The sequence below is a fragment of the Serratia aquatilis genome, assembly GCF_044865145.1.
Taxonomy (GTDB): domain Bacteria; phylum Pseudomonadota; class Gammaproteobacteria; order Enterobacterales; family Enterobacteriaceae; genus Chania; species Chania aquatilis.
This window is the reverse complement of the sequence record NZ_CP173186.1, coordinates 3339227-3362746: the sequence shown is the minus strand read 5'-3', so window position 1 is coordinate 3362746 and position 23520 is coordinate 3339227. Positions and strand designations below refer to the sequence as shown.

Annotated in this window: 22 protein-coding genes; 9 read left to right on the top strand and 13 right to left on the bottom strand. The window is 51.8% G+C overall.

Features of this window, described 5'->3' with window-relative positions:
- Positions 1-12 precede the first annotated feature (12 nt).
- From SAQUA_RS15210 to rlmC, 6 genes are all read left to right on the top strand, one after another.
- Positions 13-492, top strand: a complete 480-nt coding sequence (locus SAQUA_RS15210) for a YbjN domain-containing protein (protein ID WP_380680110.1) — start codon at positions 13-15, stop codon at positions 490-492.
- A gap of 397 nt (positions 493-889) precedes the next feature.
- Positions 890-1999 (top strand): spermidine/putrescine ABC transporter substrate-binding protein PotF, encoded by a 1110-nt coding sequence (gene potF / locus SAQUA_RS15205; protein WP_380680106.1) that lies wholly within the window; start codon positions 890-892, stop codon positions 1997-1999.
- Positions 2000-2215: 216 nt separating this feature from the next.
- Positions 2216-3334 carry a putrescine ABC transporter ATP-binding subunit PotG gene (potG, locus tag SAQUA_RS15200; RefSeq protein ID WP_380680103.1) on the top strand — a complete coding sequence of 373 codons (1119 nt, stop codon included), beginning with the start codon at positions 2216-2218 and terminating at the stop codon, positions 3332-3334.
- A 24-nt stretch (positions 3335-3358) separates the two neighbouring features.
- Positions 3359-4321 carry a putrescine ABC transporter permease PotH gene (gene potH, locus SAQUA_RS15195; RefSeq protein ID WP_380681183.1) on the top strand — a complete coding sequence of 321 codons (963 nt, stop codon included), beginning with the start codon at positions 3359-3361 and terminating at the stop codon, positions 4319-4321.
- Positions 4318-5163, top strand: coding sequence for a putrescine ABC transporter permease PotI (gene potI, locus SAQUA_RS15190; protein ID WP_380680100.1), 846 nt, complete (start codon positions 4318-4320; stop codon positions 5161-5163). Before potH ends, potI begins: the two co-directional genes overlap by 4 nt.
- 119 nt (positions 5164-5282) lie before the next feature.
- Positions 5283-6410 carry a 23S rRNA (uracil(747)-C(5))-methyltransferase RlmC gene (rlmC, locus tag SAQUA_RS15185; protein ID WP_380680097.1) on the top strand — a complete coding sequence of 376 codons (1128 nt, stop codon included), beginning with the start codon at positions 5283-5285 and terminating at the stop codon, positions 6408-6410.
- A gap of 313 nt (positions 6411-6723) precedes the next feature.
- Here the strand turns inward: rlmC and artJ (SAQUA_RS15180) are convergent, their stop codons facing one another.
- From artJ (SAQUA_RS15180) to artP, 5 genes are all read right to left on the bottom strand, one after another.
- A complete protein-coding gene (gene artJ / locus SAQUA_RS15180; protein WP_380680094.1) occupies positions 6724-7458 on the bottom strand; it encodes an arginine ABC transporter substrate-binding protein in 735 nt (244 codons plus the stop codon).
- A 350-nt stretch (positions 7459-7808) separates the two neighbouring features.
- Entirely contained in the window at positions 7809-8477 is a 669-nt protein-coding gene (artM, locus tag SAQUA_RS15175) for an arginine ABC transporter permease ArtM (protein ID WP_380680091.1), read from the bottom strand.
- The gene (artQ, locus tag SAQUA_RS15170) at positions 8477-9193 is read right to left on the bottom strand and encodes an arginine ABC transporter permease ArtQ (RefSeq protein WP_380680088.1); all 717 of its coding nucleotides are present in this window, start codon (positions 9191-9193) and stop codon (positions 8477-8479) included. The genes artM and artQ overlap by 1 nt, the downstream gene beginning before the upstream one ends.
- A 9-nt stretch (positions 9194-9202) precedes the next feature.
- On the bottom strand, positions 9203-9934 hold the full coding sequence (gene artJ / locus SAQUA_RS15165) for an arginine ABC transporter substrate-binding protein (protein WP_380680085.1): 732 nt from the start codon (positions 9932-9934) through the stop codon (positions 9203-9205).
- A 33-nt stretch (positions 9935-9967) separates the two neighbouring features.
- Positions 9968-10696, bottom strand: coding sequence for an arginine ABC transporter ATP-binding protein ArtP (gene artP, locus SAQUA_RS15160; protein WP_380681180.1), 729 nt, complete (start codon positions 10694-10696; stop codon positions 9968-9970).
- A gap of 382 nt (positions 10697-11078) precedes the next feature.
- On the opposite strand from artP, the gene SAQUA_RS15155 reads away from it, so the two are divergent.
- Together SAQUA_RS15155 and SAQUA_RS15150 are read left to right on the top strand one after the other, a co-directional pair.
- Positions 11079-11402: a heavy metal-binding domain-containing protein gene (locus SAQUA_RS15155; protein ID WP_380680082.1), complete on the top strand. Its 324-nt coding sequence runs from the start codon at positions 11079-11081 to the stop codon at positions 11400-11402.
- A 99-nt stretch (positions 11403-11501) separates the two neighbouring features.
- The gene (locus SAQUA_RS15150; RefSeq protein ID WP_380680079.1) at positions 11502-12338 is read left to right on the top strand and encodes an N-acetylmuramoyl-L-alanine amidase; all 837 of its coding nucleotides are present in this window, start codon (positions 11502-11504) and stop codon (positions 12336-12338) included.
- Here SAQUA_RS15150 and SAQUA_RS15145 read toward each other — a convergent pair whose 3' ends face one another.
- A complete protein-coding gene (locus SAQUA_RS15145) occupies positions 12339-13349 on the bottom strand; it encodes an NAD-dependent epimerase/dehydratase family protein (RefSeq protein ID WP_380680076.1) in 1011 nt (336 codons plus the stop codon).
- Positions 13350-13504: 155 nt separating this feature from the next.
- Positions 13505-14944 carry a DUF2867 domain-containing protein gene (locus SAQUA_RS15140; RefSeq protein ID WP_380681177.1) on the bottom strand — a complete coding sequence of 480 codons (1440 nt, stop codon included), beginning with the start codon at positions 14942-14944 and terminating at the stop codon, positions 13505-13507.
- 153 nt (positions 14945-15097) lie between these two features.
- Here SAQUA_RS15140 and SAQUA_RS15135 point away from each other — a divergent pair, with 153 nt between their 5' ends.
- Positions 15098-15445 (top strand): DUF1294 domain-containing protein, encoded by a 348-nt coding sequence (locus SAQUA_RS15135; protein WP_380680073.1) that lies wholly within the window; start codon positions 15098-15100, stop codon positions 15443-15445.
- 50 nt (positions 15446-15495) lie between these two features.
- Here the strand turns inward: SAQUA_RS15135 and SAQUA_RS15130 are convergent, their stop codons facing one another.
- From SAQUA_RS15130 to SAQUA_RS15105, 6 genes are all read right to left on the bottom strand, one after another.
- On the bottom strand, positions 15496-16485 hold the full coding sequence (locus SAQUA_RS15130; protein ID WP_380680070.1) for an MBL fold metallo-hydrolase: 990 nt from the start codon (positions 16483-16485) through the stop codon (positions 15496-15498).
- A gap of 97 nt (positions 16486-16582) precedes the next feature.
- Entirely contained in the window at positions 16583-17599 is a 1017-nt protein-coding gene (ltaE, locus tag SAQUA_RS15125) for a low-specificity L-threonine aldolase (protein ID WP_380680067.1), read from the bottom strand.
- A 111-nt stretch (positions 17600-17710) separates the two neighbouring features.
- Positions 17711-19432, bottom strand: a complete 1722-nt coding sequence (gene poxB, locus SAQUA_RS15120) for a ubiquinone-dependent pyruvate dehydrogenase (RefSeq protein WP_380680064.1) — start codon at positions 19430-19432, stop codon at positions 17711-17713.
- Between the two features lie 116 nt (positions 19433-19548).
- Positions 19549-20553 carry an NADH oxidoreductase gene (hcr, locus tag SAQUA_RS15115; RefSeq protein ID WP_380680061.1) on the bottom strand — a complete coding sequence of 335 codons (1005 nt, stop codon included), beginning with the start codon at positions 20551-20553 and terminating at the stop codon, positions 19549-19551.
- 54 nt (positions 20554-20607) lie between these two features.
- Complete coding sequence (gene hcp, locus SAQUA_RS15110; protein ID WP_380680058.1) at positions 20608-22257, bottom strand: hydroxylamine reductase; 1650 nt, start codon at positions 22255-22257, stop codon at positions 20608-20610.
- Between the two features lie 181 nt (positions 22258-22438).
- Positions 22439-23335: a lysine exporter LysO family protein gene (locus SAQUA_RS15105; RefSeq protein ID WP_380680055.1), complete on the bottom strand. Its 897-nt coding sequence runs from the start codon at positions 23333-23335 to the stop codon at positions 22439-22441.
- Positions 23336-23520: the final 185 nt, after the last annotated feature.

Genomic DNA, 23520 nt, shown 5'->3' with positions numbered 1-23520 from the left:
GGCTGGTAATTTATGGATTCGCTTATCGTCCCCGATTTGGCGTTACTACGACGTTGGCTGGATCAATTGGGGATCTCATTTTTTGAATGTGATTCTTGCCAGGCTTTGCACCTGCCCCACATGCAAAACTTCGACGGTGTTTTCGATGCCAAAATCGATTTGGTTGATAACGTGATCCTGTTTTCTGCATTGGCTGAAGTCAAGCCAACGGCACTGATCCCCTTGGTTGCCGATCTCAGTCAAATCAACGCCAGTTCCCTGACGATCAAAGCATTTGTTGATATTCAGGATGATAATCTGCCTAAACTGATTGTCTGCCAGTCGCTGAGTATTGCCGTAGGGGTTGCTTATGAACAGTTTGCCCACTTCATGCAACAGGGAGAAGAGCAGGCGTCAATGGTGATCCTGGAAGCCAGAGCGAACGATCTGCTGTTTATGGGGGAGGAAGAAGATAACCCCGCTACGTCAGTCCGCCAGACGATGTTGCATTAATACCCGCTGTGCCTTGCTGATGTTGTAGCTGTATCAGCATACTGTACTTATTTTAATCCGCAATACGATATGCTGCACTTTTGCTTCCTCTGCCAGATATTCCTCGGTGTTTGTGGCGTTATTGGCATATCACATAAAGAACTCATGCATAAATAATCGATAAAAGGCGTTTTTTACCCTAGAGGCTGGCACACCCTGGCAACTCCGGTTATGCTGCTGATTCTGTTAAGGGCTCGTGTTTCCGTTTGTTAACGTGCGGGCTTGGCAGATGGGAAAAGTGCTTACAATCATATGCATAGCCATTCAATCACGGCCGCAACGATTGTGCTCGGCTGGTCAAAGGTTTTGTATCAATTTGAGATACAAATTTACCCCTTGTTTTTGGAGGAAGTTACGGATGGTCACCCAACGTAAAAAGTGGTTATCGGGTGTTGTTGCCGGTGTACTGATGGCTGCATCTGTCACCGTGTCAGCCGCAGACAATACGCTGCACATCTACAATTGGTCCGACTATATTGCACCGGACACGCTTGCCAAATTCCAGAAAGAAACCGGTATTAAAGTGGTGTATGACGTCTTTGATTCCAATGAAGTTTTGGAAGGCAAACTGATGGCGGGTAGTACTGGCTATGACCTGGTTGTGCCTTCATCCAACTTCCTTGAGCGCCAGTCCAAAGCCGGTATTTTTGAACCGTTGGACAAGAGCAAGATACCTAACTACAAAAATCTCGATCCAGAGATGTTGCAACTGGTGGCTCATAACGACAAAGACAATAAGTACGGTATCCCATACATGATGGTGACGACCGGCATTGGTTATAACATCGATAAGGTCAAGGCAGTGCTTGGTGAAGATGCGCCAGTTAATAGCTGGGATCTGATCCTTAAGCCAGAGAATCTGGAAAAACTTAAAAGCTGTGGCGTTTCCTTCCTGGATGCACCGAGTGAAGTGTATGCCAGCGTCCTGCACTATCTGGGCAAAGATCCAAACAGTACTAACGCGGAAGATTACACCGGCGCTGCCAACGAACTGTTAATGAAGCTGCGTCCGAATATCCGCTACTTCCATTCTTCCCAGTATATTAACGATCTGGCCAATGGGGATATTTGTGTGGCTATTGGTTGGTCGGGCGATATCATGCAAGCGGCTACCCGTGCAAAAGAAGCGAAGAACGGCGTGAATGTGGCTTACTCCATTCCTAAAGAAGGGGCACTTGCCTACTTCGATATGTTTGCAATGCCCGCAGACGCTAAAAACAAAGACGCCGCCTATCAGTTCTTGAACTTCCTGCTGAAGCCGGACGTCATTGCGGATATCAGTAACCACGTTTTCTATGCTAATGCGGTGAAAGATGCCACATCGCTGGTAAACCCTGATGTGCGTGATAACCCGAACGTTTATCCACCGGCGGATGTCCGTGCCAAACTGTACTCGTTGAATGTACAGTCGCCGAAAATGGATCGTGTCATTACCCGTGCCTGGACCAAGGTCCGGAGTGGGAAGTGATGCATCTAACCCTTTCACGTTGCAGTTGAGTTGGCCCTACCAGCGTGCCGCTCTTGTGTATTTTGAAAGTTATTGAGTGTTATAGCGGAGCCAGCTTTTGGCTCCGCATACGACTATAATCATAATCAGCAGGGGGCTTTTCCCCCTGCGTTTGCCATTTGGGGCCATGGCAATTGCTGTGGTTGTTTGTACTGCTTTAGCCGGAGAGCACCCCGATTGAATCCTCAAGCCAAGTCGCAGAAGGTATTCACCCCTCTGTTGGAAATCCGTAACCTTACTAAAACCTTTGACGGTCAGAACGCTGTCGAAGACGTTAGCCTGACTATTTACAAAGGTGAAATTTTTGCGCTGCTCGGGCCATCTGGCTGTGGCAAATCAACGTTGTTACGCATGCTGGCAGGCTTTGAACAGCCGTCGGAAGGGCAAATTGTCCTTGATGGGCAGGACATGTCGCATGTGCCACCTTATCAGCGTCCGGTAAACATGATGTTTCAGTCCTACGCACTGTTCCCACATATGACGGTGGAGCAGAACATTGCGTTTGGTCTGAAGCAAGACAAAATGCCGCGTGCAGAGATTAACGAACGTGTGACGGAGATGCTTTCTCTGGTGCATATGCAGGAATACGCCAAGCGTAAACCGCATCAGCTTTCCGGTGGCCAGCGTCAGCGGGTTGCCTTGGCGCGTAGCCTGGCCAAACGGCCAAAACTGCTGCTGCTGGATGAACCAATGGGCGCGCTGGATAAGAAGCTGCGTGACCGCATGCAGTTGGAAGTGGTCGATATCCTTGAACGTGTTGGCGTGACCTGTGTAATGGTTACCCACGATCAGGAAGAAGCCATGACCATGGCGGGCCGTATTGCCATCATGAACCGTGGCAAGTTTGTGCAAATCGGTGAGCCGGAAGAGATTTACGAGCATCCAAACAGCCGTTTCAGTGCTGAATTCATTGGGTCAGTCAACGTGTTCGACTGTGTGCTGCAAGAGCGGCGGGATGATGCCCTGATCCTGCAAAGCCCAGGTCTGCGCCATGCGCTTAAAGTGGATCCCGATTCATCCGTTGTGGATGGGGTTCCCATTCAGGTGGCGCTGAGGCCGGAAAAAATCATGCTGTGCGAAGAATTGCCGGAAGATGGCTGCAACTTTGCCGTTGGTGAAGTAGAAAACATCGCTTATCTGGGCGATCTGTCTATTTATCACGTAAAACTGCTTAGCGGGCAGATGATCAGTGCACAGTTGCAGAACGGTCACCGTTTCCGCAAAGGGATGCCAACCTGGGGTGATGAAGTACGCCTGTGTTGGGAAACGGACAGCTGTGTAGTCTTGACGGTGTAGTTGAGAAAGTAAGGAGTGACGATGATGAAATTGCTTTCTGAACGCGTACCGGAACCCCCGACCAGAGCTACAGGCTCACTTAAGGCGTTTATCCAACGTCTGCAGATGGCGCATGGTCGTAAATTAGTGATCGCACTGCCCTACTTGTGGCTGGTGCTGCTGTTTATGCTGCCATTCCTGATTGTGTTCAAGATCAGTCTGTCTGAACTGGCATTGGCCGTGCCGCCGTATACCGATCTGATGAGTTGGGCTGATGGCAAGCTCGATATAGCGTTGAATTTTGCCAACTACCTGCTGTTGACTGAAGATCCGCTGTATATTGACGCTTACCTGAAGTCATTGAAGATTGCGGCGGTTTCTACGCTGTGTTGCTTGGTTATAGGCTATCCCCTAGCGTGGGCTGTTGCTCACAGTAAGTCGTCGACACGCAACATTCTGCTGCTGTTGGTGATCTTGCCATCGTGGACCTCATTCCTGATCCGTGTTTATGCCTGGATGGGAATATTGAGTAACAACGGTGTGCTAAACAATATCCTGATGTGGTTGGGGGTGATCGACCAGCCATTGGTGATCTTGCGTACCGATCTGGCGGTTTATATCGGCATCGTCTATTCCTACCTGCCATTTATGGTGTTGCCGATCTATACCGCGCTGACTCGTCTTGATTATTCGCTGGTTGAAGCGGCACTCGATCTTGGTGCTAAGCCGTTGAAAACGTTCTTCAGCGTGATTGTGCCTCTGACGCGCGGCGGTATTATTGCCGGCTCGATGTTGGTGTTTATCCCGGCGGTAGGGGAGTTCGTGATCCCGGAACTGCTTGGCGGGCCTGACAGCATCATGATTGGCCGCGTGCTTTGGCAGGAATTCTTCAATAACCGTGATTGGCCAGTCGCTTCTGCGGTTGCGACAGTTATGCTGTTGTTATTGATAGTACCGATCATCTGGTTCCATAAACACCAGAACAAGGAAATGGGAGGGCAGGGATGAACAACTTGCCGGTAGTGCGCTCACCATGGCGTATAGCGATTCTTGTGGTAGGTTTCACCTTCCTGTATGCCCCCATGCTGATGCTGGTGATTTACTCGTTCAACAGTTCCAAGCTGGTTACCGTCTGGGCGGGCTGGTCAATACGTTGGTACATCGAGTTGTTCAATGATTCGGCGATGATCAGTGCGGTCGGTCTGAGTTTGACCATTGCTGCGGCTTCGGCAACGGCGGCGGTGATCCTCGGCACCATTGCAGCAGTGGTGATGGTGCGGTTTGGCCGCTTCCGCGGTTCGACCGGTTTTGCCTTTATGCTTACCGCTCCGCTGGTTATGCCCGATGTGATCACCGGCCTGTCGCTGTTACTGCTGTTTGTGGCGATGGGGCACGCTTTTGGTTGGCCATCGGAACGCGGGATGTTCACCATCTGGCTGGCACATGTCACCTTCTGTACGGCTTATGTTTCGGTAGTGATCAGTTCACGTTTGCGTGAGTTGGATCGTTCTATCGAAGAGGCCGCAATGGATCTGGGTGCCACGCCGCTGAAGGTGTTTTTTGTCATCACTTTACCGATGATTGCACCGGCACTGATCTCCGGCTGGATGCTGGCGTTTACACTGTCTTTGGACGATCTGGTGATTGCCAGCTTTGTTGCCGGGCCTGGAGCGACAACATTACCTATGCTGGTGTTCTCCAGCGTGCGTATGGGGGTAAATCCAGAGATTAACGCCCTGGCAACGTTGATCTTGCTGGTAGTTGGCGTCATTGGTTTTATTGCCTGGTGGTTTATGGCTCGGGCGGAAAAACAGCGGTTGCGTGAGTTGCAAAGGGCTGCCCGAGGCTGAAGACCTATTTATCCTTTCAGTAAATGACCGTTTTTCCACGGTCGCAAGTAAGTTTTTGTGGGCGCAGGATGTTACAATCTGCGCCCACAATTGCCATCCTGATTTAACGGTTAATATTCATGCATTGCGCTTTGTACACGGCGGGTAGCTGCCGTTCCTGTCAGTGGCTGGAAAAGCCTTACCCACAGCAACTGGCTGAGAAACAGCATCACTTGCAATCGCTGCTAGCAGAGCACCACGATGTGCAATGGCTGGCACCGGTTATCGGTGAAGAAAGTGCATTTCGCAACAAAGCGAAAATGGTGGTCAGCGGCAGCGTAGAGCGCCCGTTGCTCGGTATGTTGCACCGTGATGGTACACCAGTGGACTTGTGTGCTTGCCCGTTATATCCCGCCAGCTTTACCAATATATTTGACGTGCTAAAACGCTTTATTCCTCGTGCTGGGTTAACCCCCTACAATGTGGCGCGCAGGCGGGGCGAACTGAAGTATCTACTTTTAACGGAAAGTACCTTTAGTGGCGGCATCATGCTGCGTTTTGTGCTCCGTTCCGAGAGTAAGCTGGCACAGTTACGCGCAGCCTTGCCATGGTTACAACAGCAGTTGCCTCAATTGAAAGTGATCTCGGCCAATATTCAGCCTGTGCATATGGCAATTATGGAAGGTGAACATGAAATTCCACTCACCGAATCGCAGGCGTTGGAAGAGCAATTCAATCAGATCCCGCTCTATATCCGCCCGCAGAGTTTTTTTCAGACCAACCCACGGGTAGCTAGCCAGCTGTATGCCACTGCACGCGATTGGGTACAGGCATTGGGTATTGCCAGCATGTGGGATCTCTTTTGTGGCGTAGGTGGATTTGGGCTTCATTGTGCCCAACCGCAAACGCTACTCACCGGTATCGAGATTAGCGCCGAAGCGATAGCCTGCGCCAGACAGTCCGCGCAACGTTTAGGTTTGCAACACGTTGACTTTCAGGCGTTGGATTCCACACGGTTTGCCACTGCTGAAGGGAAGATACCCGATCTAGTTTTGGTTAATCCGCCGCGCCGGGGAATTGGCCGCGAGCTGTGCGATTATCTCAACCGCATGGCACCTGGCTATATTCTTTATTCCAGCTGCAATGCAGACAGCATGGCGAAAGATATTACCATGCTGCCCGGCTACCGCGTTGTTAGGGTGCAACTGTTCGATATGTTCCCGCATACGGCACATTACGAGGTGCTGACGCTGTTGGTGCGCAAATAGCTCTAGGCTGTGTCCCTTAATTGCCCGTGGTGCCGTCGCAGACCCAAAAGCCCGTTATCAAGGCGGAGGGTGAAGGGCAGAGTGGCCCTCTGTTCAAGCCCGACAACACAGATAACGGGCTTTTGGGGCGCGACCCTTCGGGCTGGGGCCATTTGCGCGCATTGCTGCGTTGTTCGCCGCTTATTTGGTCCACCAAACCTCGCGGCTCACGCCTTGCCCTGTGCGCAAATGACCGCCAGCGGCGCTCGCGTGCAATTAAGGGACACAGCCTAGGTGAAGTCGCCTCTCTTCAAAGCAGAGGCGACAGACAGACTTACTGCGGGAACCACTTATCGTTGATGGTTTTGTAGGTGCCATCGGCCTTGATAGCCTCCAGCGCGGCATTCAGCTTGGTCAGCAAGGCCTGATTATCCTGACGCACGGCGATGCCTAACCCGGTGCCAAAGTACTGTGCATCGGTAACGTGTTCACCCACCGGGGCCAGGTTTGGATTGTTTTTCAGCCATTCATTGACCACGGCGGTATCACCGAATACCCCATCGATACGGCCATTTTTCAGCTCCAGAATGGCGTTCTGGTAGCTGTCGTAAGACACGGTGTTGATCTCAGGATGCTTATCCTGCAGGTACTTCTGGTGGGTGGTACCATTTTCCATCCCGACTTTTTTGCCTTTCAAGTCTGCCAGCGAAGTGAATTTGCCTTTCTGGGCGATCACGATCGCAGAGTTGGCATAGTAGGGTTGGGTAAAGGTAACCTGCTTGCTGCGCTCTGGGGTGATATCCATACCTGAAATCACCGCATCATATTTTTTGAATTTCAACGCGGCGATCAAGCTGTCAAATGCCTGATTGGTAAAGGTACAGTCGGCTTGCATCTGCTTGCACAAGGCTTTGGCCAGGTCGATATCGAAACCGACGATCTGGTTGCTGGCATCAAGAGATTCAAACGGGGGATAAGTGGCTGATGAGGCGAAACGGATAGTGTCTGCTGCGGTGGCGCTAAAGGTTATCCCGGCCATAATGGTCGCGGCAAGTAAGAGTTTTTTCATGCGTAATGCTCCTGTCGGCAAATTTATATTTTAGTTGCGCCACCTTTTGATTTTACTGGCAATAACCCAGAGGTATTGTGAGTGGCTGTGGTGACAACCATGCCATTTAGTGAATTAATATGCAATAAAAATGAGTATAGATTTAATTTTCAATAAAAAAGCCCTGCGCAGGCAGGGCTTGAAGTTGATGACAAAGTCCTTTTTTAGCCTGAGATACTCGGGCCTAGCGCACCGAGGGGTGCTCCGGCGGCTTACGCCGCTACGACCCCTTCGGCACGCTCTCCCTAATATCTGGCTTTGTAAGCAGTCTGAAGCCCTGCACAGGCAGGGCTTCATCCGAAGGGCGTGACTCAGTTGCGGCGTTCAAAGGCCAGCGCGCGGCGTTCAATCAGACGCATCATCAACGTTAGCAGACCATTGACGCATAGATAAACAATGCCTGCAGCACCGAATACCATTACGTCATAGGTTCGGCCATACATCAGTTGGCTGTAGCCCATCACTTCCATCAGCGTAATGGTGTACGCCAGAGAGGTACTTTTAAACACCAGTACCACCTCGTTGGAATAGGAGGACAATGCGCGCTTAAAAGCGAACGGCAGCAGAATACGCAACGTCTGCTGACGCGACATACCCAGAGCTTCGCAGGATTGCCATTGGCCAGCCGGGATTGCACGAACCGCACCATGGAACAACAGGGTGGTGTAGGCCGTACTATTGAGCGCCAAGGCGATCATGGCACAGAGCCATGGCTGTGAAAGCAGATCCCATAGCCATGGATACTCACGGATCGCTGGGAACTGACCCGGGCCGTAGTAAATCAGGAAGATCTGCACCAGCAATGGCGTACCAGTAAACAGCGTAATGTAGATCTTCACCAACGGTGTCAGCACGGGGGTCTTTAACGTCAGGATAACCGTCAGCAGCAACGACAACAGCAGCGCGACAACCAGAGCGGCTACCGTCAATGTTAGGCTGGTATGCAACCCCTTGACGATTTCAGGTAAGAACTCAAACATCAGGATGGCCCCCGTTCAAAACGCGTCGTGTGGAGCTCGATCCGCTTAAGAATGTACTGGCTTAATAACGTGACAAGCAGGTAGATCACTGCGGCAATCACATACCAGGTAAAGGGTTCTTGAGTGCGTGTGGCGATACTCTTGGTTTGTAGCATCAGATCGTTAACGCTGATGAGCGAAACCAGTGCGGTATCTTTTAGCAACACCAGCCACTGGTTGCCCAGGCCGGGTAAGGCGTGACGCCACATTTGCGGCATAATCAACCGGAAGAAGATCGCCGCCTTGCTCAGGCCCAAAGCCTGCCCAGACTCCCACTGCCCCTGTGGTACAGCCTTCAACGCTCCACGCAGCGTTTGCGAAGCATAAGCTGAATAGAGTAGTGCCAGAGCGATAACACCGCACAGGAACGGGCTGACTTCGAAATTATCGATAGCCAACTTTACCGGGAATTGGAACAGGCCTAAGTTCACGGTAAAGCCGTCTGACAGCATTAATAACAGCTGCGAAGATCCGAAATAGATAAACAGCACTACCAGAATTTCTGGCAGACCGCGTAGCAGCGTCACCCAAGCGGTTCCGAGCCAACTGACGATTTTCCAGCGCGACGACTCCCAGACAGCAAACAGCATTGCCAGGATCAGCCCAAGGACCAGGGAACAAACGGCAAGGCCGACGGTCATCCCGGCGGCGCTTGCTAAAGGTTGGATTTCATTCATGGATGATGATTACTGCTGAAACCATTTTTTGTAGATGGTTTCGTATGTCCCATCCTGTTTGATTTTTTCCAGAGCAGCGTTGAATTTGCCCTGTAGCTCAGTGTTCTGCTGGCGGACTGCGATGCCAAGACCAGTACCGAAATAGTCTTTATCAGTCACCTTATCGCCAACGGCAGCCAGAGCATCGTTTTGCTTCAGCCATTCATTGACCACGGCGGTATCACCGAACACGGCATCAACGCGGCCACTCTTCAGATCCAGAATCGCATTCTGGTAGCTATCGTAAGGGACAGTGGTGATTTCCGGGTGTTTATCGGTCAGGAATTTCTGGTGTGTAGTCCCGTTTTGAACACCGACTCTCTTCCCTTTCAGCTCTGCGACATTAGCCACTTTGCCTTTTTCGGCAATGAACAGGGCCGAGTTGTCATAGTAAGGCTTGGTAAACCGCACCTGCTTTTCACGTTCCGGGGTGATATCCATACCCGCCATTACTGCGTCGAAGCGTTTGAACTTGAGGCTGGGGATCAGGCTGTCGAAGGCTTGATTGGTGAAAGTACAGTTAGCCTGCATCTCTTTACACATGGCGTTGGCCAAATCGACGTCAAAACCCTGGATCTTGTTATCCGCACCAATAAACTCGAACGGAGGATAGGAAGCTTCGGTTGCGAAACGGATAGTTTCGGCAGCAGAGGCGGAAACGCTGATGCCAGCCAAAACGGCGGCGATTATTAGTTTTTTCATCGCAAACTCCCCTAAAGACAGCAAATAGAAATATTAGTGAGATAGATAGTTGGCAAACTCTGTCGTTTGCGGCTGCGCAAAGTGGCTGGCATCACCCTGTTCTACCACATGGCCGTTTTCCATATAGACCACGCGACTCGCGGTTTTGCGGGCCACTTCAACTTCGTGAGTGACGATCACCTGCGTGATGCCAGTACCCGCCAATTCACGGATAATGCTGACAATCTGTGCGGTGATTTCCGGGTCCAGTGCCGCCGTGGGTTCATCAAACAGCAAAACCTGTGGCTCCATCATCAGTGCACGGGCGATAGCCACGCGTTGTTGCTGCCCACCAGAAAGATGCAGTGGGAAACGGTCGGTGAAGTCGGTCAGGCGCAGCCGTTTGAGTAACTTGTCTGCTCGCTCCATGGCTTGTGCTTTGGTCAGGCCAAGCACGCGGCAGGGGGCCTCAATCAAGTTCTGCACTACGGTAAGGTGCGGCCAAAGATTGTACTGCTGGAAAACCATGCCAACATTCTGGCGAAGCTCGCGGATGGCCTTTTCACCTGGCGTTTGCTTGAAATCGAACTGATTACCAGCAATGTGCAGGCTACCAGAACGCGGCATCTCGAGCAGATTGAGCACCCGCAGCAAAGAGCTTTTCCCTGCGCCGCTTGGACCAAGCAGCACCAAAGTTTCCCCCGCTGGGCAATCCAGAGAGATGTTAAACAGCGCCTGATGCGCGCCGTAAAAGCAATTGATATCTTTTAGTTGAATACTCATGCGCCGGAATTGAATAGACATTGATGCCGCGAATGTTAACTTCCACAGAATACTTATGCAATCTTTGTGGGTTGAAATTTATTACTGCACGACAGAATAGGTAAAAAATAGTGCGAAACGCTGCTAATTAAACCTTGGTTGAAGATTTGTCGCGTATCCTATGGCATTGATAGAGAATTTTCTCAGGCCGATGCATTTCTGAGCGGAATAATGGTGTACCGGTGTCTCCGAACTGTCGACCGTCTGTTTCCTCAAAGACGCGAGCCAACGTGCCATTATGCCAAATCAAATCACACGTATTTTTTTAGAGATACAAGGGACGCAGCCTAGGCTAAATTTTCGTCTCAGCGCAACAATGGTTTTATTTTATAAGGATTTTCTAATGAAGTTGTCTACAACTCCTACTCTGGAAGGGTTCTCCATTACTGAATACTGCGGCGTTGTAACCGGCGAGGCAATTCTGGGGATTAACATCTTGCGTGATTTTCTTGCAGGTGTACGCGACATTGTTGGCGGGCGTTCTAATGCTTATGAAAAGGAATTACGCAAAGCGCGTGAGTTTGCTTTTCAACAGTTGCAGGAGCAAGCCAAAGAGTTGGGCGCCAATGCTGTTGTCGGGATCGATATCGATTATGAAACAGTGGGTAAAGATGGCAGTATGCTGATGGTCAGCGTCAGTGGCACCGCCGTAAAGGTCACCCTCTAAGGACTATTTCCGGGACGGCGCTATTTTCCTATTGGGATAACAAGGAGGTTAAATGGAAAAGGTGGGTAAAGTGAGGTCCCGATTAGTGAGGGCAATATTGTGACCAAATGGCTGTTGTTCGGCGTAATCGCTTTGCTTACGGGTTGCCAAAGTCCTCAACGTAACACCATTGTTAATCACGAAAACTATCGGCTGGAAACCTTGCATCAGGCTCAAGGAGCCGATCAGCGTATCCGTTTCCTGGTGATGCACTACACCGCGGAGGATTTCCACTCTTCGCTAAAAACGCTGACCGACGAACATGTCAGCGCCCATTACTTATTACCTGCTCACCCCTCATTGCAACAGGGTAAACCATTGGCTTACCAACTGGTGCCGGAAGAGATGCGCGCCTGGCATGCGGGTGCCAGCAGTTGGCGTGGGCGTACCCATCTGAACGATACGTCGATTGGTATCGAAATTGTCAACCAAGGGTTTAGCCGCACGTTGCTTGGCACCCATTGGCAGGCTTATACCCCGGAGCAAATTACCTTACTGATCCAGCTGAGCCGCGAAATCATAAAACGTTACGCCATTGAGCCGACGAATGTGGTTGGGCATAGTGACATTGCCCCGCAGCGAAAACAGGATCCGGGGCCGTTATTTCCCTGGCAGCAATTGGCGCAGGAGGGGCTTGGTGCCTGGCCAGATCAAGGTGATGTAGAACGTTATCTGGCAGGGCGCGATAAGCACGCCGCCGTTCCCATGGATCGCATATTGGTAAAACTGGCACGCTATGGCTATGCCGTTGAACCCAGTTGGGATTTAAAGCAGCAACGGAATGTGCTGGTGGCCTTTCAAATGCATTTCCGGCCCAACGATTATCACGGCGAGCCAGATGCAGAGAGTGAAGCGATTATTGATGCGCTACTGAGCAAGTATGGTTCAACACGTTGATTATAAGCCGTATAGTTTGCCGTGATCTGCCAGCCAGCGAGCGGTATGGCTGATACCTTCATCCAGCGAGATAAGCGGCTCATACCCTAACGCCTGCTGCGCCCGTGTCGTATCCAACGTAAGGTCGAAATTGAGCTTGGCGACGCCGTAGTGGGTAAGCATTGGCTCTTTATCGGCTTTACTGCCCAGTTTTTCCATGCCGCGTGCGATCATATCCAGCATTGGGTAAGGCACTGAACGGATGCGGCATTTTATCCCCAATTCATCGAGCAACTGTTGGACAATGGCGCGCAGCGTTCGGGTCTGATGGTTGGTGATATTGTAGGCTTGGCCTGATGGAGTCTCATACTTATGGGTCGCCAGCCACATGGCATGTACCGCATTTTCCAGATAAGTCATATCTACCAGAGCCGCGCCGCCACGGGGTAGCAGCAAACTACCATCTCGCTTAATCATCTGTAGCAGACGTGGCAGCAGTATTTTATCGTGCGGACCAAATAACCCTTGTGGGCGCAGAATAGTGAAATGGGTTTGCGGGTTGGATAATGCCAATTGCTGAATAACCTGTTCCCCGGCAGCTTTACTGCGGGCGAACTCATTGGCATAACGCTGCGGGCGAAAATCTTCATCCACATTACGGCGATGGTGATAGTCGAAGTAAATTGCGGGTGAAGAAATATGAATAAATTGAGTCACGCCGTAAGCCGTCGCCCATTCACCCAAGCGGCGAGTAGCGCGGACATTAGCCAGTTCGAAAGCTTCTTGTGTACCCCACGGGGAGGTGAAGCTGGAACAGTGCCATAGAACGTCCACGTCCGCTAACAGGGCTTTGGCTTGCGAAGAGATCAGGTTGGTGAGGTCGGCATGAATGAATTCAGCACCCATTTTTTGCAGCAGGCTACCCATGGCCTGATTGCTGCCAGTCGCGCGCACTTTTATACCTTGGCGGCGTAGATATTCAACGGCATTCCGGCCTAACCCACTGGTAGCACCAGTGACCAATATCTTCATAGCGAACTCTATTCTCACCAAAAATCAGAATACTGAGCGGTTTTGGGCCAGCTACAGTCAATAAGATGCCATTCTTCCGTGATTCAGTGTGCCATGCAATCGGAAAGGACCCAAACCGCAGCAGCAAACTGTGCGGTTGTTCGACAAATAAGCTATCACGGATGCTTGTGGTCGTGTTCTTCCGCCAAGCGGGCAATCCGTTTGGCCATGCCACGGAAAATAAACAGATGGGCGGGCATCATGATAAACCAGTAAAGCAGCCCGCTGAAGCCAGCAGGGTGCCACCAGGCACGAACATCCAGTTGGCGGCGATTGCCCAGATCTTTGATACTGAAGGTCAAGCGGCCCAGTCCGGGAGCTTTCATACCAAACATCAACGCCAACTGACGCAATGGTTTCATGGTAATCACTTTCCAGCCGTCAACCAGATCGCCAACTTCCAGTGTCTCCCGTTGCGGACGGCCATAAACGATGCCATTACCCACCATATCGTCCATCCGAGCCCGGATTTGCCACAGTATGTTGGCGTAAAAATAGCCTTCTTTGCCCCCCAACTGCTGGACGACATGCCACAGAGCCTCATTTGAAGCTTGTGTTTCCAGTACGCAACCCGCCTGTTTGGGATAGAAGCCATATCCTGGACGCCAACGAGCTCGGGCCTCAGGGTCGTAGCCCCAGTCGGCGGAGTCAATCACCTCATCCTCGTGGCGCAGTGTCTCTTTAACGGCTTCATCAAAGGTCTGCAACGGCTGTGGGATTAACGCCTGCAGTGCCTTGCCATCGGCCGGTAAATCGTGATTCAACCCCTGGATCAAGGCATTGGCGATAGAAGAGGGGACCGAGGTAATCATGCTGATAAACCACACCGAGATGAAACGCGTCGGCAATGGAACCGGGATCAACCAGCGCTTTTTGCCACTGATGGTGATGAAGCGCTCAAACATGGTTTGATAACTGATATATTCCGGCCCGGCAACATCGAAAATCCGATTTTCTTGCGCAGGGTGTTGTAGCAATTCGGTTAAGTAAGTCAGCAGGTTTTCCAGCGCCACTGGGGAGGATTTTGAACGTACCCAGCGCGGAGGGGTAAGGATAGGTAGGTTATAGACCATATCGCGCATGATTTCGAACGCCGCTGAACCTGGGCCAACGACGATACTGGCGCGTAATTCAGTGACGGGGATACCACCCTGGCGCAGGATCTCACCCGTCAATTTACGTGCTACCAGGTGAGGGGAACTGGCACCTGCCGGTTGCAGTGCGCCAAGGAAAATGACCTGCTTTACGCTGGAGTCACGCAGGGCATTGCGCAGGTTCTCCGCTGCCTGACGCTCCTTTTCGATAAAGTCATCACCATCACCCATTCCGTGGATCAGGTAGTAAACGGTATCGATCTGCCACAATGCAGCGTTCAATGTTTCTGGGCGGTAGACGTCGACATAGCGGCAGTCTACGTTTGGCCAGTTCTGTTCTTCCAACCATTCAATGCGGCGTGCAGCAGCGGTGATTGCATGCCCCTGTTCAGCCAAGCGAGGGATCAGATGTTGGCCAATATAGCCGCTGGCGCCAAGAACCAGAATACGTTGGGGGGTCATCATCACTGCCTTAAGTTGTTTATGCCTGTGTTAGCGTCGCCACAGCATGCCAAATTCACCGATTAATTGCACTTTCTGTATGGATATCAGCAGTTGCATCCAGACCAATCGCAGTCCACTATACGCGGCGATGACGTAATGAGCTTATGTACGATGAAAATCAACCACCTCTGTTATTTACTGCTGCTACTGGCCCTGGTTGGCAGCCTCCAGTTTCCTCACCCGTTATGGATGTGGCTGCTGTCGGTTAATCTTCTGACATTCCTGGTATATGGCGCGGATAAGTTGGCCGCCTGCAAAGGCTGGCAACGGGTACCGGAAATAACCCTGTTACTGTTCGGTGTGGTGGGTGGTTGGATTGGCGGCATGCTAGCCCAACAGCTTTTCCGGCATAAAACGCAGAAACAGCCCTTCGTAACCCGGTTTATTTTCAGCGTGGTGCTGAATCTGCTGGCGATACTGGCTGCCGGATATTGGTTCTATGGCCGCATGGTGGTGTGAATACTCCTTGCCTGCTGGCAAGGAGTGATAACGGAAAGCGTTGGTAATAACTATGGCTTTTTCTGGCTGACCACAGGTGCGTACTCAATCGGCACCCAGGCGTAACCTTTACCTTCAGCACGGACATGGCCAAGACCTGGGAAGGGTAAATGAGCGCCGCCAATCCACAGTTTGTTTTTAGCCGCATCGGCAAATACTTTGTGCCGTGTGGCTATTGCCTGCTTGGAATCAGAGTCAAAATCAATTGTCACCTTGGGTTTGGCAAACTGTAAGGAGTGGCTGTGAACGATATCACCCCACAACAGCAGTTTCTGGCCTTCGGAGCTGAACAGATAAGAGGTATGCCCAGGCGTATGGCCCGGCGTAGCGATGATTTCCAGGCCCGGTAGCAATGTTTCCCCTTGGCTGTATAGCTTCAGCTTTCCTTGCTCTGCATATGGGGCTACGGCATCCTGTGCCAACTTGAACATTGGCTGTGCATCCTTTGGTGCCTTGAGCGCGGTTTCTTTATTGAGCCAATAATCGCCCTCTGCTTTAGCTGCATAAACGGTTGCGTTAGGGAATGCGGCCTTACCCTGTTCGCTGATGCCGCAAGCATGATCGGGATGCAGGTGCGTTAGCAGCACCATATCAATTTGTTCGGGCTGATAACCTGCCGCAACGAGGTTGTTCTTGAGGGCTCCCAGCGTTGGGCCAAAACACTGTGCAGTGCCCGCATCAACCAACACCAGATGTGTGCCGGTGTTTACCAGAAAGGCGTTCACTGCGGTTTGTATTCCCGACTTATTATCGGTAAACATGCGAGTGAACAGCTTCTGCATATCCGCTCCACTGATACCATGGAACAGCTTGATATCCAGAGTAGCGTAACCGTCGTAAAGCGCAGTTATCTCCAGATTACCTAGCATCATGCGGTAATAGCCAGGAACTTGAGTTTGCTGTTGAGCGGGGGCTGGTTCGGCACCTGCAGGGGCAGTGAACATCACCGCTATACTGGCAAGCGCGACAGCCAGTAATGTCCGACGAAATCTATGGCTCATGAATATCCTTTTACAGTGAGAAAAACAGACGTGATAAAAGCCGGGAAAACAGCTGAGTTATCGCGGCTTTGAATCATTGACTTACAACGCAATCCGCTTAGGCATGCTGTTGCAAAAATGCCTGCCACAAAATGACCACTTTCTGCAGATCCTGACGGCTGACGTTGATGTGCGTTAGCAGCCGTGTCACTGGGCCAGAACTGATCAACACACCTTGCTCACGCATCCAGGGGCCGAGTTTGGCTGCCAACTCAGGGGATTGGCGCACATAGAGTACGTTGGTCTGTGCGCCGGGCTCAACAATCTCCAACCCAATATTGCTTAGCTGTTGTTCCAGCCATTTGGCGTTATCGTGATCTTCTTTCAGCCGCGCAACATTGTGCTCCAACGCATACAACCCAGCAGCCGCCAGAATACCGGCCTGACGCATACCGCCGCCGGTCATCTTGCGCCAGCGATTTGCCCGCTGGATAAATTCTTCGCTACCGCACAGTAATGAACCCACCGGGGCTCCTAGCCCTTTAGACAGGCAGATAGTGAAGGTATCGCAATACTGCGCCAGGGTTTTCAACGGCACATCTAATGCCACCGCTGCGTTGAAAATACGGGCTCCGTCAACATGCAGAGCCAGTTTATGCTCCCGCGTGAACTGCCAGGCACGCTGTAAATATTCAAGTGGCAATACTTTGCCACCGATGGTGTTTTCCAGGCTCAGCAGACGGGTTTTGGCGAAGTGAATATCATCTGGCTTGATGGCTGCGGCAACTTTGTCCAACGGCAGGGTCCCGTCGGGATCGGCTTCTATCGGCTGGGGTTGAATACTACCCAGTACTGCTGCGCCACCCGCTTCATATTTATAATTATGTGCATGCTGGCCAACAATATATTCCTCACCACGCTGGCAATGGCTCAACAAAGCCACCAGATTTGCCTGGGTACCCGTGGGTAGAAACAGCGCGGCGGCTTTCCCGGAAAGTCTGGCTGCTTCGGCTTGCAGAGCATTGACCGTGGGATCGTCGCCATAAACGTCGTCACCGACGTCGGCTTGCGCCATAGCGGTGCGCATCTCTGCGCTGGGTTGGGTTACGGTATCACTACGTAAATCGATGAGCATACGGATCCTTGCGTTGCCGATGAGAGAAGAGACTCTCATCATAACCGGATTGCCGCGTTGAAAAAGAGGAAAATGCAGGTTGCGATAAACTTCACCGCATCCTGCAGAAAATCACCGTAGCCAGTTGGTTTTGGCCAACTCGACGATTTCATCGCCGCGCCCATTGATGATGGCGCGCAGCATGTAAAGGCTGAACCCTTTGGCCTGTTCGAATTTAATCTGCGGCGGCATGACCAACTCTTGTTTTGCTGTCACCACATCCAGCAGTGCCGGGCCAGGATGTGCCAATATTTCCTGCAATGCGCCATCCAGTTCGGAGGCTTTTTCCACCCGGATCCCTTTGATACCGGCCGCGTTGGCAATCGCAGCAAAGTCGGGGTTGTGAAGATCGGTACCATCAGTAAGGAAACCGCCAGCTTTCATCTCCATCGCCACAAAACCCAGTACGCTATTGTTGAATACCACCACTTTGACGGGTAATTTTAACTGCGCGAGTGACAGAAAATCCCCCATCAGCATGGTAAAGCCGCCATCACCACACAGGGCGATAACCTGTTTATCCGCTTTGGTGGCTTGAGCACCAATAGCCTGCGGCATGGCATTGGCCATTGAACCATGGTTGAACGACCCCAACAGACGGCGCTTGCCGTTCATTTTCAGATAACGTGCAGCCCATACCGTAGGGGTACCAACATCACAGGTAAAGATGGCATCTTCTGTGGCGTAGTGGCTGATCTGTTGCGCCAGGTATTGTGGATGGATCGGTTGTTCGTCGTTGGCCGTTGCCAGTCCGTCGAGGTCTTTACGCGCATCCCGGTAATGCTCTAACGCGGTATCCAGAAACTTGCGGTCACTCTTGGGATGAAGTTGCGGGAGCAGCGCGGTAAGCGTTGTTTTGATATCCCCCATTAAAGCCATGTTCACCGGACAATGGGCACCGAGACTGCCCGCATTGATATCAATCTGAATGATATTGGCCTGGGCAGGATAGAACGCCCGGTAAGGGAACTGGGTGCCGAGCAGGAGCAACGTATCGGCGTTCATCATGGCATGGTAGCCCGAAGAAAAGCCGATAAGGCCGGTCATGCCGACACTGTAAGGGTTGTCCCATTCGATGTGCTCTTTACCGCGTAGGGCGTGAACTACAGGTGCCTGCAACAGTTCAGCCAATTTCACGACTTCATCATGCGCTTCAGCACAACCGCTGCCGCACATCAGCGTAATATTTTTCGCAGTATTCAGCGTATCAGCCAGTTTTACCAGTTCACTCATCGGCGGTTGGATCAGCGGCAGTGCAGGCGTATGCCATACCATGCTGGCATCTTCCGGTGCCAGTTGTAATGCAACGTCACCAGGTAGCACGATAACGGAAACACCGCGCTCGAGGATCGCTTTGCGCATAGCGATCTCAAGCACTCGCGGTAGCTGTTCCGGGTTGGAAACCAATTCGCAATAATGGCTGCATTCGCGAAACAGTTCTTGCGGATGGGTTTCCTGGAAATAACCGCTGCCGATTTCACTGGTGGGGATATGAGCGGCGATGGCCAGAACCGGAACGCGATTGCGGTGACAATCGAACAGGCCGTTGATCAGGTGTAGGTTACCGGGGCCACAGGAACCGGCGCATACGGCTAATTGGCCGGTGAGCTGTGCCTCGGCACCTGCTGCAAAAGCGGCTACTTCCTCGTGCCGAGTACCCAGCCATTCGATGGTCCCCATGCGGTGCAGGCTGTCGCTTAGACCGTTCAGCGAATCGCCCGTTACGCCCCAAATGCGCTTTACACCGGCCTGTTCTAGTTTTTTTGCGATCAGCGTGGCTACTGTTTGTTTCATGCTTCCTCCAATCACTATCAAAAATGCGTGTGCTCGCTGGCGAGAAGCGAGCTGCAAGTGTAGAAGGATTTGAACGAAGCGCTTGCCGTTAAGTGCCTAACCGCAATAATCATGCATCAAGCCAGGGTGATATCCCCCTGGAGCTGGCAGCTACAGGCTAATACATAACCCTGTTCGATTTCAGCCGCACTTAACGTCATGTTGCTGGTGGTGGTGTATGACCCTTCGAGGATCCGTGTTTTGCAGGAGCCGCAAACGCCAGCGCGGCAGGCTGCGTTAACCGGTAACTTGTGGGATTCCAGTGCGGCAAGCAGCGTGCTGCCAACGGGCACTCGGTACTCGCGCAGCGGTTGGCCAATACGCAGCATAATTTGTTTGCCGTGTTTTTCCCCTTGCTCAACCGGCGTGTGAAATTGTTCTTTGTGGAATTGCGTTGCCGGAACCCCGAACTGCTGACAAAGTTGTTCCACTTGCTGCATATAGGCGATTGGGCCGCAAGTCATCACTGTGCGAGAGGTAATATCAGGCACGGTCTGCCGCAAAACCTGTTCACCGATCCGTCCGTGCAGGAAACCCGGCTGTACCTGTTCCTCGGCCATCAACGTCAACTTCAACTGCGGGCAGGTGGCACTGAGCTGCTGCCACTGTTCAGCAAAAATGACATTTTCTGGCGTGCGAACGTTAAGGATGACCTGTATATCGCACTCCGGTCGGTTTACCACCAGCCAGCGGCACATTGATATGATCGGCGTTACGCCGCAACCTGCAGCCAGCATCAGATAACGATCGCTAGGGTGTTGCATACAGCTGAACGTCCCTTGTGCGTCTGACAGCCACAATATCTGACCCGGTTTGACTTCCTGTGTCAGCCAGCGTGAACCGATACCATCGGGTAGACAGCGAACGCTGATACTGACGAACGGACTCAAACCAGGCGAGGATGAAAGGGTATAGGCGCGCAGTGTGTCTTCACTGTCACGGATGCTGACCAGTGCAAATTGGCCGGGTTGGTAAGGGTAAAAGTCATTATTGATGAGATTGAGCGTCCAGACATCATCGGTTTCTCGTTGCAGTGAGTGTACTTGCATCGGGTTGGGGCAATGGGGGCTGGGTTGGGCCATCGTGAACCTCAGAACAGAAGGGGCTGCTGCTGCGAGCAGCCCCGGGAAATGGTATTAGCCAAGAAAGGTTTGCAGATCCTGCTCTACGGTGGTGATCGGGCTCAGACCGAATTTCTCATTCAGTATTGCCAGCAGGTTGTCCGTCAGAAACGCAGGCGCGCTTGGACCCGTGACGATATTTTTCACGCCCAGCGACAGCAGCGTCAGCAGAATGACGATCGCCTTCTGCTCGAACCATGAGAGCACCAGACTGAGCGGCAGATCGTTCACTGTACAGCCCAGCTTTTCTGAGAGTTTTACCGCCAACATGACGGCAGAGTAAGCGTCGTTGCACTGGCCGACATCCAACAGGCGTGGCAGACCTTCCAAGGTACCAAAGTCCAGCTTGTTGAAACGATATTTGCCGCAACCCAGCGTCATGATCAGGCAGTCCTGCGGAACGCTGCGGGCAAAATCGGTAAAGTAGCTGCGTTCGTCGCGGCTGCCGTCACATCCGCCGACCAGAAATACATGACGAAGTTTTTTCTGAGTGACCAGATCGATCACCGTATCCGCAGCATTCAGCAGCACCTGACGACCAAATCCGATGGTGATCAGTTGTTCAATTTCACTGTATGGGAAACCAGAAAGCTGCTGCGCCTGTTCGATCACGGCACTGAAATCATCGCTTTCCAAATGGTTAACGCCCGGCCAGCCAACCATACTGCGCGTCCAGATGCGATCACTGTAATTCCCAACGTTGGGGTCGATAATACAGTTGGAGGTCATGACGATCGGGCCAGGGAATTTAGCGAACTCGGTTTGTTGATTCTGCCAGCCGCCGCCGTAGTTACCTACCAGATGGGAGAATTTTTGCAGTTCTGGATAGCTGTGTGCCGGCAATAACTCGCCGTGGGTATAGACGTTAATGCCGGTTCCTTCGGTCTGCTCCAGCAGCAAGTGCAGATCTTTCAGATCGTGACCGGAAATCAGAATGGCTTTACCTGCCACCGGGCGCACGTTGACCGATGAAGGCTGAGGATCGCCGTACGCCTGGGTTTCGCCGCGATCCAGAATGGCCATTACATTGAAGTTCATTTTGCCAATACCCATGGCGTTGCCTAATAAGGTATCAACATCGCGCGGTTCAGTACCGAGCCAGGCCATGTAGGCGTGATAGTCAGCATAAATCTGGTTATCGAACTGCCCTAGCACGTGCGCGTGCTCCATGTAGGCGGCAGCCCCTTTCAAACCGTACAGGCACAGCATGCGCAGGCCGTGAATGTCGTCACCTACTTCTGCTTTATCGGTGTTAAGTGCGAATGCTGCGGCCTGTTGCAGCAGGGTAGGCATATCGTCACCAGCCAGTTTTAGCGTTGCCAGCGGATGATCAACACGCACGCTGGCATCAAGCAGGCGGCAGCGCGCTGCTAGCGACTCGCGCAGGTTAATGGTTTCACGGGCATAAGCGATAATGCGCTCGGAGTCGAAGTTGACGTTAGTCAAGGTAGAGAAGAAGGCGCGTGGAGAAAAACTATCGACTTCATGATCGATAATGCCCAAAGCCCTGGCCTGTAACGCCCAGGCAGAAAGACCTTGCAGTGCGGCAACTAACAGATCCTGCAGGTCGGACGTTTCTGCTGTTTTTCCGCACATTCCTTGAGCATAAGTGCAACCGTTGCCTGCGGGTGTACGGATAGTTTGTTCACATTGCACACAGAACATAATCGCTTCCTTTTTAAAGTTGTATTTTTAATGCTTGTTTTGAAGAATAGATGTGCAACAACGCTTTAGGAAGGACTTTGTTACGCAACTTTAACAAAGCTTGATCTAGAACAATTTGGTATGCGGATAGGAATTATTACGATTTCGATCCCGTTGGCGCAGTGAACTGCGCCGTCGGCATTCAAGAAAACAGAGCGATAAGTATCGGAGCCAGCAAGCTGAGCAAGAATCCATGCACAATAGCCGGAGGTACCATTTCCACCCCGCCGCTGCGTTGTAGGATTGGCAACGTGAAGTCCATTGATGTTGCACCACATAAACCCAGAGCCGAGGAGCGGCTGCGGCGTACCAGTGTGGGTATCAGCATAATGGCTACCAGTTCGCGAGCCAGATCGTTAAAGAATGCAGCACTGCCCATCACCGGGCCGTAAGCATCAGTGATCAGAATACCGGAAAGCGAGTACCAGCCAAACCCCGATGCCATTGCCAAACCGGTTTTCAGCGGTAACGCCAGTAATAGCGCGGCTAAAGCGCCACCAGCCAAAGAACTTGCCGCTATGATCACGGCAACCAGCATCCCACGGCGGTTCAGCACGATCTGACGCAGCGTCATTCCACTATTACGTAATTGGATCCCCACCAGTAACAGCAGCAGTATCAGAGCATACTCGCCCCCTTGGCTGGCAAATTGTAACCAAGGCCATTGGGTGAGGCCGACGACAAATCCACCTAGAACCACCCCGCATAGCTTCAGAGATTCTAATGCCATGTGTAGGCGTGAAGGCAATTTTTCCTGCCTGTGGGTATTTTGCCAAGGGTGACGGCGTTCTAATAGATAGAGCAGCAGAGCGTTGGCGCAGAAAATGCACAGAAAAAACACCAGAGTGTATTGCAGGATCAGCACCAGATTACTGCTGAGATTTTCCAGAAATGCCAGACTGATCCCCATAAAGAACAGAATAACGTACACCATCCAGCTTAATAGACGGTTGATGACTTGAATCAGGGAGTTGCTGCGCAAGGGAACAAGATAACCGGCGATCAGCGGTAGTAAAATTATCAGCAGGCCTGAATACATGATGAGGCAAAAGTCCTTTGGTCTGGGGAATGTACCGGGAACCCGGCAGGCAAATACGCTAACTAAAATGATGGTTAAAGTACAGTACCGGCTTGAAGAGCAACAAGCAGTAATGTCTGCTTGACCTGCAAGGGTTTTATTGACCATTCTCAAGAGTGGGCAGTGTCACCTGACTGCCAGCGGTG

Bases quoted from the DNA above. Each gene is read 5' to 3' on its own strand.
- SAQUA_RS15140 (WP_380681177.1), bottom strand. From the start codon at position 14,944: ATGACCCCCCAACGTATTCTGGTTCTTGGCGCCAGCGGCTATATTGGC.
- artJ (WP_380680094.1), bottom strand. From the start codon at position 7,458: ATGAAAAAACTCTTACTTGCCGCGACCATTATGGCCGGGATAACCTTT.
- SAQUA_RS15105 (WP_380680055.1), bottom strand. From the start codon at position 23,335: ATGTATTCAGGCCTGCTGATAATTTTACTACCGCTGATCGCCGGTTAT.
- artQ (WP_380680088.1), bottom strand. From the start codon at position 9,193: ATGAATGAAATCCAACCTTTAGCAAGCGCCGCCGGGATGACCGTCGGC.
- SAQUA_RS15210 (WP_380680110.1), top strand. From the start codon at position 13: ATGGATTCGCTTATCGTCCCCGATTTGGCGTTACTACGACGTTGGCTG.
- artM (WP_380680091.1), bottom strand. From the start codon at position 8,477: ATGTTTGAGTTCTTACCTGAAATCGTCAAGGGGTTGCATACCAGCCTA.
- potH (WP_380681183.1), top strand. From the start codon at position 3,359: ATGAAATTGCTTTCTGAACGCGTACCGGAACCCCCGACCAGAGCTACA.
- hcp (WP_380680058.1), bottom strand. From the start codon at position 22,257: ATGTTCTGTGTGCAATGTGAACAAACTATCCGTACACCCGCAGGCAAC.
- potF (WP_380680106.1), top strand. From the start codon at position 890: ATGGTCACCCAACGTAAAAAGTGGTTATCGGGTGTTGTTGCCGGTGTA.
- hcr (WP_380680061.1), bottom strand. From the start codon at position 20,553: ATGGCCCAACCCAGCCCCCATTGCCCCAACCCGATGCAAGTACACTCA.
- artJ (WP_380680085.1), bottom strand. From the start codon at position 9,934: ATGAAAAAACTAATAATCGCCGCCGTTTTGGCTGGCATCAGCGTTTCC.
- SAQUA_RS15155 (WP_380680082.1), top strand. From the start codon at position 11,079: ATGAAGTTGTCTACAACTCCTACTCTGGAAGGGTTCTCCATTACTGAA.
- rlmC (WP_380680097.1), top strand. From the start codon at position 5,283: ATGCATTGCGCTTTGTACACGGCGGGTAGCTGCCGTTCCTGTCAGTGG.
- artP (WP_380681180.1), bottom strand. From the start codon at position 10,696: ATGAGTATTCAACTAAAAGATATCAATTGCTTTTACGGCGCGCATCAG.
- SAQUA_RS15135 (WP_380680073.1), top strand. From the start codon at position 15,098: ATGAAAATCAACCACCTCTGTTATTTACTGCTGCTACTGGCCCTGGTT.
- SAQUA_RS15145 (WP_380680076.1), bottom strand. From the start codon at position 13,349: ATGAAGATATTGGTCACTGGTGCTACCAGTGGGTTAGGCCGGAATGCC.
- poxB (WP_380680064.1), bottom strand. From the start codon at position 19,432: ATGAAACAAACAGTAGCCACGCTGATCGCAAAAAAACTAGAACAGGCC.
- ltaE (WP_380680067.1), bottom strand. From the start codon at position 17,599: ATGCTCATCGATTTACGTAGTGATACCGTAACCCAACCCAGCGCAGAG.
- potI (WP_380680100.1), top strand. From the start codon at position 4,318: ATGAACAACTTGCCGGTAGTGCGCTCACCATGGCGTATAGCGATTCTT.
- SAQUA_RS15130 (WP_380680070.1), bottom strand. From the start codon at position 16,485: ATGAGCCATAGATTTCGTCGGACATTACTGGCTGTCGCGCTTGCCAGT.